Genomic DNA, 12,814 nt, shown 5'->3' with positions numbered 1-12,814 from the left:
CCAAAACTCCATAATTTTTAAGATGCGTTGCCCCGGGTTATACTATCTCAACCCATTATAAGTCTTTAACCTTAATACTATTTCGGAACAACTGTATTTTCCCCTGGTTTTCAAGTTTTTTCAGTAACCGGGATATCACCACTCTTGAGGTATTCAGGTCCTGCGCTATGTCTTGATGGGTGGTCTGGATGACATCATCATGGGTTATCATAGCTTTGTCTCTGAGATGGCGCAGCAGGCGTTCATCCATTTTGAGGAAAGCAATGGAATCGATCGTATCCAACATTTCCATAAGCCTGTCGTGATAACTCTGCAGGATGAACTGGCGCCAGCTTTTATAAGTCGACATCCAGATTTCCATTTTTTCTACCGGGATCATAATGAGTACCGTATCGGTTTCGGCTACGGCCCTGATCTCGCTTTTTGCAAGTCCCACACAACAGGAAAGAGTCATCGCACAGGTATCTCCCTTTTCTATAAAATAAAGTACCAGTTCGTTCCCCTTTTCGTCCTCACGTAAAATTTTTATAGCTCCATCCAGGATAAGTGGCATACCTTTTATAGGTTCCCCGATATCCATAAGCTGGAAACCTTCGGGTACTTTTTTCAGCTGGCCTACCCGACTTATCTCCTCCAGGAGAGGGGCTTCGAAGAGGTAACCGTAATTTTGTTTCAAGGCTTCTTTCATCCACCTAAGATAAACAATAATCAGCTTTGAGTTATAGCTGTAATGATGCCGATTTTATTTAAAAGCATTGAAGCCTGTGATATCGGCACCGGTGATTAACAGATGTATATCATGCGTCCCTTCGTAAGTGATCACACTTTCGAGGTTCATCATATGACGCATTATACTGTATTCTCCCGTAATTCCCATACCTCCGAGTACCTGTCTTGCTTCACGGGCTATTTTTACAGCCATTTCCACGTTGTTACGCTTTGCCATAGATATTTGCGCCGTAGTGGCTTTGCCTTCGTTTCGCAATACTCCGAGTCGCCATGCCAATAATTGTGCCTTGGTGATCTCCGTAATCATTTCCGCCAGTTTTTTCTGTTGAAGCTGGGTAGCTGCAATAGGTTTGTCAAACTGAACTCTTTCTTTGGCATAACGAAGGGCCGTATCGTAGCAGTCCATCGCCGCTCCAATTGCTCCCCAGGCAATGCCGTAGCGGGCAGAATCCAGGCAACCTAAGGGGGCTCCAAGCCCGCTTTTTCCCGGCAGAAGGTTTTCTTTGGGTATTTTTACATTGTCAAATATAAGTTCCCCGGTTGCCGAAGCCCGAAGTGACCACTTGCTATGTGTTTCCGGTGTCGTAAATCCTCCCATGCCGCGCTCCACAATAAGACCATGTATCCTTCCGCCTTCATCTTTTGCCCAGACTATAGCAATATCCGCGAAAGGTGCGTTGGATATCCATAGTTTGGCCCCATTGAGCAGCAGATGATCTCCTTTATCCTTAAAGTTGGTAACCATACCTCCCGGGTTGGAACCGAAATCGGGCTCCGTAAGCCCGAAACAGCCCATAAATTCTCCGGATGCAAGCTTAGGCAGGTATTTTTTACGCTGTTCTTCACTACCGTATTTCCATATGGGGTACATCACCAGAGAAGACTGTACTGAAGCTGTAGACCGAATGCCACTGTCTCCTCTTTCTATCTCCTGCATGATAAGCCCGTAACTGATCTGGTCAAGCCCCGCACCTCCGTATTCCTCGGGAATATAGGGTCCGAAAGCGCCTATTTCGGCCAAACCGCCGATAAGTTGCTTCGGAAATTCCGCACGCTGTGCATACTCTTCTATAACAGGCGATATCTCCCGCTTCACCCAATCGCGGGAAGCGGAACGTACCAGTTTTTGTTCTTCCGACAAAAGATCATCCAACTGGTAATAGTCCGGGGCTTCAAAGAGGTCTGGTCTCATGTATTAAGGATTAAATTACCCTTCAAATATATCCAATGAAATATAACATCACAAGGTTTATTTGTTATATTTATCAAACAACATGTCTCCGATACTCCATACACTATAGATTTTGTAGGGATACAAACAAAAACACCTCCAGATTCCTGATGGAACGGAGGTGTTTATTTCAGATCATAAAAAGGTGAAGAAGCTTATTTATACAACTCTTTATTGGGGCTATCCGTCATATAAAAGATCAATCTTCCTCCTTTGAGGATATCGCTGTGTTTAACGAAAGGTTTCTTTAGTGTATCCCCGTTGAATTCCACTTTTTCCACAAACACATTTTTTTCTGACTGGTTCTCTGCTACGATTTCCAGTGTATTTCCATTTTCCATATGAATATTGGCATGTTTTACGGAGGGGCTGCCCAGTGCGTAATCTTCGGAGCCCGGCGCCACCGGATAAAATCCTAAAGTACTGAATATATACCAGGCGCTCATCTGTCCGAAATCGTCATTTCCACCGAGACCGTCTTCACCGGTCTGGTACATTGCTTTCAAAATCATCCGTATTTTATCCTGTGATTTCCACGGCGTATCCGTCCAGTTATACAGGTATACCACATGATGTGAGGGCTCATTGCCATGCACATAGTTACCGATGATCCCTTCCCTGGAAATATCTTCGGTCTTTTCGAAATATTTATCGGGGAGTTCCATCGTAAAGAGGGAATCCAGTCGCTCCGAGAAGCGTTCTTTTCCTCCCATCATGTCTATCATAGTGACGGGATCGTGTGGCACGTATAGGCTATAATTCCAGGAGTTCCCTTCTATGAATCCCTGTCCGTGAGTATCCAGCGGATCGAACTCTTTTTTGAAACTACCGTCACTTAATTTCGGACGCATAAAGCCGGATGCCTTGTCATAGACATTCCTGTAATTCTCCGATCTCTTGATGAATTCCTGGTAAATATCCTCTTTACCCAGCTTCTTTGCCGCCTGTGCTATAGCCCAGTCATCATAAGCGTATTCCAGGGTTTTGGATACGGAAGCACCATTTTTGTCTTCCGGTACATACCCCATATCCAAATAGTATTGCAATCCGTCATAATACCTGGTACGTGCAGTTTGCACACAGGCTTCCAAAGCGTGTTCCACATCAAAATCCGCATTCCCCTTTACAATGGCATCGGCAATAACCGAAACGCTATGGTAACCTATCATACACCAGTTTTCATTGGCGTAGTGCGACCAAACGGGCAGCATAGGATGTACGCTCTGATCATAGTGAGCGAGCATAGATTGCACCATATCCGCATTCCTTTCGGTCTGCATCAGGTTGAATAACGGGTGCAGTGCCCGGTAGGTATCCCACAGAGAAAAGCTGGTATAATTGGTAAAATCCTTCGCCTGGTGAATGTTCATATCCAGACCACGGTATTTTCCGTCTACATCCATGTATTCCGTTGGTCCGAGGAAAGCATGGTACATGGCAGTATAAAAATTGACCATATCTTCTTCGAAAGTAGTTTCTACGACAGCCTTGTTCAGTTCCTTGTTCCACAATTCCCGGCCTTCCTTTTTCACCTGTTCAAAGTTCCAGTGCGGGATTTCGGCTTTCATATTGGCTACTGCACCCTCGGTACTTACCGGGGAAATAGCAAACTTTATTTTTATCTTTTCGTCTTTCTCCGTTTTAAAGTCGAAATACGTTCTCAGCTTTTCCCCGGCCATTTCGGGGAAATTCTCCTCCTGGTTGAATTTTCTCCAGAAGCCTTTGTATACGTTATCGTCATAATTGGCCTGTCCGTATTTGACGAACGGTTTACTGAACGACATGGCAAAATACACTTTGCGGGTGCGCGCCCATCCATTGGTCTGCCTGAAACCGGTGACCAGGGTATCGTTTTCCACCCGGACGAAAGTCCATACATTCTTCTCATCATAATTATAGATTCCCGCCATCAGGTCGAGAACAATATGTGCTTCGTCCGATTCGGGGAAGGTATACTGGTGCATTCCCACCCTGCTGCTCGCGGTGAGTTCGGCTTTTATATCATAATCTTCCAGTTGAACGCTGTAATACGCCGGTTCGGCCGTTTCCGTATTGTGAGAAAAAGCGGAACGGTAGCCGTTTTCGGGTTTATCCGCTGTTCCGGGATTCAGTTGCAATTTTCCTGTCGTCGGCATAATCAGGAAATCACCCAGGTCGGAATGCCCGGTACCGCTGAAATGCGTATGACTGAAGCCTACGATTGTTTTGTCGTCATACTGGTATCCTGCACAATATTTATATACGTCCGGGTTATACCTGCCATCCACGGCATAGGGAATCGTATCGGTATCCGGACTTAATTGTACGCTTCCAAAAGGCACGGTTGCCCCTGGATAGGTATGCCCCATTTTGGCCGTGCCTATCATGGGGTCCACGTAACGGGCAAGATCTGCAGTAGGGAAGTTCTTTTCTTTTTTTACTGTCCTTGTTTCCTGTTTATCCGCACAGCTGGCAGACAACAAAGAAACCACAGCGAAAAGTCCCGCCCATCCCTTCGGATAGAAAAGACGAAACGGAGACATATTTTTACTTTTAATGTTTTGCGACATAGATTCGGATTATTGGTTGGAAAGGGAATAAGGAAAATCCGCTTTCTTTACTCCCCTGTTCTTATTCGGTGTATCCGACATTTCCATATCGATAACGGCACCTTTCATAAGTGCTTTATGGCTCAACCAGTTTTTGGTATATTCTTTACCGTCAACACTCATCTTTTGTATATACCGGTTAGCATCGTTGTTCTGAGGGGCATTGATGATCACTTCTTTACCATTCTGCAATTCCAGGGTTACTTTTTTAAATAAGGGTGTTCCCATTACATACTCGTCGGTGGCAGGACAAACGGGATAGAATCCCATAGCGGAGAACACATACCAGGCGGATGTTTGCCCGTTATCTTCATCCCCGCAGTAACCATCGGGGGTAGGTCTGTACATCCTGTTCATCGTTTCTCTCACCCAGTACTGAGCTTTCCAGGGTTCGCCGGCATAGTTATAAAGGTATGTCATATGTTGTATGGGCTGGTTGCCATGTGCATACTGTCCCATGTTGGCCACCTGCATTTCCCGGATTTCGTGGATGACACCACCGTAGTAACTTTCGTCAAAAACAGGAGGAAGAGAAAATACTTTATCGAGTTGCCCTGCGAATTCTTCTTTACCGCCCATCAAATCTATAAGTCCCTGTACATCGTGGAACACGGACCAGGTATAGTGCCAGCTATTCCCTTCGGTAAAGGCATCACCCCATTTAAATGGACTGAAGGGCTTCATGAATTTACCATCTTCGTTTTTTCCCCGCATCAGCTTGGTTTCGGGATCGAAGAGATTTTTGTAATTGAGGCTTCGCTTTTTATAAAGTTCTATTTCCTTTTTCGGTTTGCCAAGGGCTTTTCCGAGCTGATATATGGTAAAGTCATCATAGGCATATTCCAGCGTCCGGGCGGCATTTTCATTGATCCCCACATCATAAGGCACGTATCCGAGCTTGTTGTAATATTCTACCCCGGCCCGACCTACGGCTGTGAGCGGACCTGCATTATTAGCCCCGTGTATCAATGCTTCATACAAGGTTTCTATATCGTATTTGTATTTTCCGTCTATTTTCAGGTAAGCATCGGATACTACGGAAGCAGAGTTGTTCCCTACCATTACATTCCGAAGTCCCGGGCTGGCCCATTCAGGTAACCATCCGCTTTCTTTATAGGCATTGGCCAGTCCTTCCTGCATCTGAGCGTTCAGTTCCGGGTACATAAGGTTCAGGAAAGGAAATAAGGATCGGAACGTATCCCAGAAACCTGTATCCGTAAACATATAACCAGGTAGTACTTTTCCGTTGTACGGACTGTAGTGTACTACGTCCCCGTTTTCATCGTATTCGAAAAATTTTCTCGGGAACAACAGGGAACGGTAAAGGCAGGAATAGAAGGTACGCATTTGTTCTACGGTGCCTCCTTCTGCTTTTATACGGCCGAGTTCTTTGTTCCAGATATCCCTTCCTTTTTTCTTTACGGTATCAAAATCGTCGTTTCCGATTTCTTTGAGGTTGCGTTCCGCCTGTTCGAAACTTATGAAGGAAGAAGCTACCCTGGCATTTACTTTTTCTCCTTTTTTGGTTTTAAACCCGATAACGGCCCCGGTATGATCTGCTTCCATTTCAAGAGCATCTCCGAGTTTATCCCCGTTAAACGTAGAAGTTACCTCAAAGGCTTTATCAAATTCGATAACGAAGTAATTTTTAAAGTTTTCCGGCACGCCACCACTGTTTTTGGTCGTATACCCTATAACTTTATTTTCACCCGGTATTATTTTTACATAAGACCCTTTATCCAGGGCATCGATAACCACATAAGAACTGTCTGTTTCGGGGAACGTAAAACGAAAACGTGCCGCTCTTTCGGTAGGCGCCAATTCCGTAGTAACATTGTGGTCGGCCAGGTATACGCTGTAGTAGTATGGTGTTACGGTTTCTGCTTTATGGGAATACCAGCTTGCACGGTCGTCTTCGTTGAAACGGAGCTCTCCGGTCACCGGCATAATAGCGAACTGACCGTAATCGTTCATCCAGGGAGAAGGCTGATGTGTTTGCTTGAAGCCTCTTATTTTGTCGGCAGTGTACATATAGGCCCAGCCATCTCCCATTTTTCCGGTTTGAGGGGTCCAGAAATTCATTCCCCACGGAAGGGCTATGGCAGGATATACATTACCGTTAGACAGGCTGTACTTAGAATCGGTACCCATAAGAGGGCTCGCCCAATCTACGGGATTATCCACTTTTTCCACCATCACGGTTTGCGCCTGTGACATCTGGAACAGGGCAATAATGGCGAAAAGAACTGTTGTTAACGATCTCTTTTTCATAGGAGGTTTTAAAATTTATTAAAAATACAGGTATAATCGAACTTATACAAGCATCCCGCTGAAGGAAAAATAAAAAAAGCTGCCTGAAAACGGCAGCTTTTTTTAGTCTATTTACCACCCCGGATTCTGGGTCAGTTTGGTGTTGTTACTGATCTCCCTCTGTGGTACGGGGAATAACAGATATTTCTCTGTAAGTGTTGGGCGACTTTCTCCTCCGTAGGAGAACTGGTGTCCTACAAAGTTTTCCCATTCCCCGGTTTCAAGGTTAAGCACTTTTCTCCTTCTTACCATATCGAACCAGGTTTTATTCTCGAAAGACAGTTCGTGGAAACGCTCTATCCAGATATCTTCCTGAGTTACGGAAGCGTCAAAGAAAGGCAGGTTTGCCCTGTCACGGACCTGGTTTACAGCATCCAGTACTTCCTGGGTAGGACCGTAAGCTTTCAAACCTGCTTCGGCATAGGTAAGCAGTACTTCCGCATAACGGAAGAATGTAAAGTTCAGGTCGTTCTGGGCCGTACTTAAAGCAGCTTCTTCATTAAAATATTTAAAGATATAACTTGCCCCGAAGTCTACAATTTTCGTTGTATCACTGTAAGACTTATACTCGGTAAAATAAAACTCCTGTTCTTCGGTACGTTTATCTCCCGGCTCATGTGAATTGATAAAAGCCTCGATAGGATACATCACACCAAATTCATCTGAGAAAGCAGAAATACCTCTTTGCCTGGGGAGTAACCACGCTGTAAGCCCGTTGGTGATATTTGCTCCTGCAAGATACTGGTTCTGGAAGATAAATTCTTCGCTGTTCTGATATCTTTTATCATGCAACTTTGAATATTCATCAAACAAATTATACCCGAAATCATTAATGACTTCTCCGGCTTTGTCAGCTGCCATTTGATAATATTGATCTCCAGCCTCTAAAGGATATCCTGCCATCGTCAGATACACACTGGAAAGTAATGTTTTAACCGCTCCGAGACCTATCCGGCCAGTATTATCCATCTTAGGAAGTCCGGAGTCCTCAGCCTCAACGAGATCTTTTACAATAGCGTCATACACTTCTTCCTGAGCGGTTCTTTCCGGATAAAGTAATTCGGAATTAGAATCCAGTACGGGTTCGAGAATCAAAGGCACGTCACCGAATATCCGCACCAGGTTGAAATAATTGAATGCCCGCATGAATTTTGCCTGTCCTATCAATCTTTGTTTATCTCCTTCATCCATTTCAATTTCAGGAATTCTTGCAATGGCAAGGTTTGCATTGGCTACGGATTTAAAAGATCTTTCCCACCAATAGATCAGATAATTGTTTTCTGCATTGGTAGTAAGGTTGCGAAGGTCCCTGTTAGACTGGCTTTGCCCAACTTCTGTATTCAACAGGCCTGTTGGAAACTCGAGCATCATAAACGGACTTTCTCCGTATGTCCCCGCCCCGTCAGACACAAACCGTAATTCGGAATACAGGGTATTTATGGCTGCTTCGGCATGTTCCGGTGTCTGGAAATAGTTTTCCTCTGTATAATCGGATTCGTTCTCTTCTTCAAGGAAATCCGAGCACGAACTTCCCAATAGTAAAACTGCACTACTGAAAGCTGCTATGTATGTACTTTTATTTATAAATTTCATTGCTTCTGATTTTAAGATTAAAAACTTACATTCAATCCGACGGTATATGTACGTGGCTTCGGATAATCGAAGAATGTAATTCCTTGTGCGAAGGAATCCCCGTACGTAGTAACTTCCGGATCATAACCACTGTAATCGGTGATCAGGAAGAAATTCTGTAAAGAAGCATATACCCTTAAACGTCCGAGCTTAAATTTATCCAATACATCGGAAGGAAAATTATAACCCACGATCAGGTTTCTTCCCCGGATAAAAGATCCGTCTTCCACCATTCTGCTGTCTACCGTAGAAGTATAGGTAGAATTAGCAGGGCGGTTCTCCGCGATCATAGTGTTCTGATTGTCCGGAGTCCATCCGTTAAGTACAGTGGCATAACTGTTCGCCTGTCCTGTCCGGTCTTCTCCCGAGTGTTTGGACAAGTTAAGAATGTCATTACCGTACATAAATTGAAGATCCAGGGTAAGGTCGAAATTCTTATAACGGAACGTATTGTAAAGTGCTCCGAAACCATCTGCATAGCCGTTCCCTAAAATAACGCGGTCCGAATCGTTAATCTGTCCGTCTCCGTTTATATCCGTATGTTTAATATCTCCCGGCAGCTTATCGTACCTTGATGCTTCTGCAGCCTCATTGGCGCCCCAGGTCCCCTCTCTTTTCAAACCATAGAAAGAACCTACCGATTCTCCTACTCTCAGAACATTAGTATTGGATAAGAACCACGGTCCGGGAAATATGTCATCATCAGCTGCTCCCAAAGCAAGTATCTCATTTTTGTTTATGGAGATATTGAAAGCGGTAGTCCACTCAAAATCTTCGGTTTGAATATTTACCGTATTCAAGGTTATTTCAAAACCTTTGTTTTCCATGCTACCGATATTGGTATAGATGCTGGAATAACCACTGGAAGTCGGCACCGGGGCATCCAATAGCATGTCCGTAGTTTTCTTGTAGTAAAAGTCTGTTTCCAGTTTAATACGGTTATCAAAGAAACCGAATTCCAGACCCGCATCGAACTGCGCTGTTTTTTCCCATTTCAGATCCGGATTGGTAAGTGTTCCTATACCTACACCAGACGCTCTTTCTCCTCCAAGAATAGCCGTGTTTGAAGACATACTTGCCAGGGACTGATATACTCCGATCTCAGAGTTTCCGGTTTCCCCGTAACTCGTACGGAATTTTAAGTTAGATAATCCGTGACTGTCTTTCAAAAAATCTTCCTCGGATATTTTCCAGGCAAAAGCCGCTGAGGGGAAGAAAGCCCTTTTCTGATCCTGACCAAATTTGGAAGAACCATCGAGACGACCGGTTACCGTAAATAGGTATTTGTTCATCAAGGAATAGTTGACTCTTGCAAAGTAGGAGTTCATTGCCCACTTTTCCGTATTGGATGTTGGAGTTATCGGGTTTGCTCCGACTTCCAGATTGTTCCACTCGTAAAAATCATCAGTAAATCCTCTGGAACCACCACGACTTCTAAAGAAATCCCATTGTTGCCATCCCAAACCGGCAAGAGCAGTAAGTCTGTGGTCCTCATTGAATTCTTTGGTATAGGTCAGGTAGTTTTCAAACTGCCAGTAGTTGGTCCTGGTGTTTTGTGCCCAAGCCTCTCCATCATAATCTGCACTTAACTGGCGAAGGTCTTTACCTGAATACCAGTTCTCCTGGATGTTCTGGATGTTTACCCCTAAGCTGGTTTTGAGCTCCAGTCCTTCCGCCAGATTCATAGTAGCACTAATATCCCCCAAAAGACTTTGTGTTTTGTGGATATTCTTTCTGTTTTTTAACAGGTTAACCGGGTTTTCGCCACCTTCCATATTCGGATAATCGGCATTACTGCCCCAGGTTCCGTTTTCATATTGTACTGGAATGATAGGAAGAGTTTCTACAACCATCCTTAACGGGGTTAGTCCTCCTACGGAACCGTCTACCCTGTTTTCTTCGATATGGTTGAATGTCATACCTCCACTTATTTTAAGCCATTCTTTTACCTGGCTGTCCAATACAAATCTTCCCGAATAACGCTTGAGGTAAGATTCTTTAACAATACCTTCCTGGTCCGCATAGTTCAGGAATACACCATACGAAGTATCTTCATTCCCTCCGGTAAAGGAAAGGTTATGGTTTTGAGTAACTGCTGTGCGCATAGCTTCTTTCTGCCAATCGGTATCGTACAGTGGGTTTCCATTAGCATCAAAAAGATTTCGGTCAGTCCGGTAATCCATCGGATTGGTATATTTACCTTCTGCCCAACCTGTAGGGTCGTACTTCTGTGCATTGTTGTATGAATTCATTTCCACCTGTAAAAACTCTTCGGCATTAAGCACATCAAGTCTGTTGGAAAGTTCTCCAATACTTAAGAAAGTATCATAACTTACACGCCCACCATCTTTATTTCCTCTTTTCGTAGTGATGATAATAACACCATTTGCACCCCTGGCACCGTAGATAGCAGTAGCGGAAGCATCTTTCAAGACTTCCATAGACTCAATATCATTAGGGTTTAAATAATTGATCGGACCGGCACCTATTACTCCGTCTACAACGTAAAGCGGACTGTTACTGGCGTTAATAGAGTTATTACCACGTATCCTTACATTAGTGTTACCACCGGGACGACCAGAGTTAGTGGATACGTTTACACCGGCTGCCCTACCTGCCAGGGCCTGTTCCGGGTTCGTTACCGGCGCTTCCTGTAAGGATTTGCTACTTACGGTGGATACGGATCCTGTAACATCCGATCTTCTCTGCGTTCCGTATCCGACAACTACCACTTCATCAAGAGCCTGGGTATCTTCCTGGAGCGTTACGTTTATAGAAGTTTTCCCATCTACGGAAACTTCGTTGTTTTTATAACCGATATAGCTGAACACTAATACGGCATCTTCAGGAACATCACTCAGCGTATAGTTCCCGTCAAAGTCGGTTTGGGTCCCGTTAGTCGTACCCTTTACCAAAATGTTAGCCCCGGGTAGGGGACCCATGGCATCGGATACGGTTCCGGAAACCGTAATCTGGGCCTGCACTGCTCCTACAGCACAAAACAATGCTGTGAAGAGTACAAGCTTTTTCATTAAAATTGTCTTCATAAATGCTGATTTAGTTTAGAATTAAGTTTTTTGGTTACAAACTATTGTTAAAAACACCTTTTTATTAAAAACGCTAAAACGTTTTAGCATTTCAGTAAAAAATTTAGCACCTTTTTAAATATCATTTTATGATATGGGGTGCCAGAGCAAAAAATTAACACTTTATTAGCAGGGTGCTAATTTGCGAAAAAAAATCTATCTCGCAAAAAAAGACTTATTTATTTAAGAGGTTTGTAAAGATTAAATCTCAAAATAATGGTTTTCACTTTTATATATTTACCTAAGCCTCAGTAAAACCAACTACTTTAACAGAATAACTCAATCTTATTGTAGGTAAAACCATATGGCACTCACGTTCCATCTATAACGGATAGTAAAGAAAAGCCGTCGCAGGTTTTCACCCGCGACGGACTTTCACACAACAATCTAAAACATGAAAAAATTTAGTTAAAAAGGACACGGAGTTCTTCTGGTATTTACACTTCGTAATTCTCCCAATCCATTATTTCCCCCCTTTCTTCGGGCTTAATACTCTTTTGCAACATCTTCTCATCGTAAGCCATTTTATGTTTGTCCAGGACATCCTGCGGAACTCCATCCCAAACGTTGGGGGTATTTCCCACATATCCCAGGTCCTTTATACCTATCTGACTGGTATAAAACCCGGTGGCAACCAGGTTCCTAATCCTGGAAAAGAATACCGCACCCTGTTTGAATTCCGGGGTCACTTCTTCCGGGTAGGCTATATCCTTTACAATACTTTCTCTTTCTTCTGCCGAACAGGAAATAAACTGCTTGTTATATCTAAGACCACTTTCACGATCCAGCCACATCAGCCCCCCTCGTAAAGGCACCTGGTGTTCCGGAATATCCTTAACAATAAACTCTATGAATTCCGGGACACCGGCTTCCGTTGCAGAGCCTGAAGTATCATCGGCCGGAATAATAATATCCGCCAGTATGGCGATTGTGGCCATTTCGTGTTCGGTAAAAAAGATCTTACCATTCAGCTCCGTATCCCGTGCAGCTTCTTCCGGGGTACGTCCGTAGCCTTCACCATTGTCCGTAGGCTGTGGGGCGGCTTCTTCCTTCTTTTCTTCTGCGGGCACACAGCCATGAAGCATTAACCCGGAAGCTACCCCTCCTATTACCAGTGTTTTAATTGTTGCTCTTCTGTCCATTTGTTAGTTTTTTTAGTTTGGAAGTTGATTCGTTTTGAATGATTTTTTGGTTTTTAGCGTAACTTGTTGTCTTCCATCTTTCTCATCAACTCATCA

General features: G+C 43.9%; 7 protein-coding genes. All 7 read right to left on the bottom strand.

Translation table 11 applies throughout. The annotated features are described in order from the left end of the window. Window positions 1-55: 55 nt before the first annotated feature. Entirely contained in the window at window positions 56-688 is a 633-nt protein-coding gene (locus ACVBDY_RS19590) for a Crp/Fnr family transcriptional regulator (RefSeq protein ID WP_447177158.1), read from the bottom strand. 54 nt (window positions 689-742) lie between these two features. Next, the gene (locus tag ACVBDY_RS19585) at window positions 743-1,921 is read right to left on the bottom strand and encodes an acyl-CoA dehydrogenase family protein (RefSeq protein ID WP_447177157.1); all 1,179 of its coding nucleotides are present in this window, start codon (window positions 1,919-1,921) and stop codon (window positions 743-745) included. A gap of 194 nt (window positions 1,922-2,115) precedes the next feature. Next, window positions 2,116-4,509, bottom strand: coding sequence for a GH92 family glycosyl hydrolase (locus tag ACVBDY_RS19580; RefSeq protein ID WP_447177156.1), 2,394 nt, complete (start codon window positions 4,507-4,509; stop codon window positions 2,116-2,118). A 9-nt stretch (window positions 4,510-4,518) separates the two neighbouring features. Further along, window positions 4,519-6,819: a GH92 family glycosyl hydrolase gene (locus ACVBDY_RS19575; protein ID WP_447177155.1), complete on the bottom strand. Its 2,301-nt coding sequence runs from the start codon at window positions 6,817-6,819 to the stop codon at window positions 4,519-4,521. A 111-nt stretch (window positions 6,820-6,930) separates the two neighbouring features. After that, entirely contained in the window at window positions 6,931-8,451 is a 1,521-nt protein-coding gene (locus ACVBDY_RS19570) for a RagB/SusD family nutrient uptake outer membrane protein (RefSeq protein ID WP_447177154.1), read from the bottom strand. 17 nt (window positions 8,452-8,468) lie between these two features. After that, entirely contained in the window at window positions 8,469-11,537 is a 3,069-nt protein-coding gene (locus tag ACVBDY_RS19565) for a SusC/RagA family TonB-linked outer membrane protein (RefSeq protein WP_447177153.1), read from the bottom strand. Between the two features lie 476 nt (window positions 11,538-12,013). Continuing rightward, window positions 12,014-12,718: a gluconate 2-dehydrogenase subunit 3 family protein gene (locus ACVBDY_RS19560; protein ID WP_447177152.1), complete on the bottom strand. Its 705-nt coding sequence runs from the start codon at window positions 12,716-12,718 to the stop codon at window positions 12,014-12,016. Window positions 12,719-12,814: the final 96 nt, after the last annotated feature.

This window comes from Sinomicrobium halophytocola, assembly GCF_052983395.1.
This window is presented reverse-complemented; position numbering and strand designations above follow the sequence as displayed.

Bases quoted from the DNA above. Each gene is read 5' to 3' on its own strand.
- ACVBDY_RS19585 (WP_447177157.1), bottom strand. From the start codon at position 1,921: ATGAGACCAGACCTCTTTGAAGCCCCGGACTATTACCAGTTGGATGAT.
- ACVBDY_RS19580 (WP_447177156.1), bottom strand. From the start codon at position 4,509: ATGTCGCAAAACATTAAAAGTAAAAATATGTCTCCGTTTCGTCTTTTC.
- ACVBDY_RS19590 (WP_447177158.1), bottom strand. From the start codon at position 688: ATGAAAGAAGCCTTGAAACAAAATTACGGTTACCTCTTCGAAGCCCCT.
- ACVBDY_RS19565 (WP_447177153.1), bottom strand. From the start codon at position 11,537: ATGAAGACAATTTTAATGAAAAAGCTTGTACTCTTCACAGCATTGTTT.
- ACVBDY_RS19570 (WP_447177154.1), bottom strand. From the start codon at position 8,451: ATGAAATTTATAAATAAAAGTACATACATAGCAGCTTTCAGTAGTGCA.
- ACVBDY_RS19575 (WP_447177155.1), bottom strand. From the start codon at position 6,819: ATGAAAAAGAGATCGTTAACAACAGTTCTTTTCGCCATTATTGCCCTG.
- ACVBDY_RS19560 (WP_447177152.1), bottom strand. From the start codon at position 12,718: ATGGACAGAAGAGCAACAATTAAAACACTGGTAATAGGAGGGGTAGCT.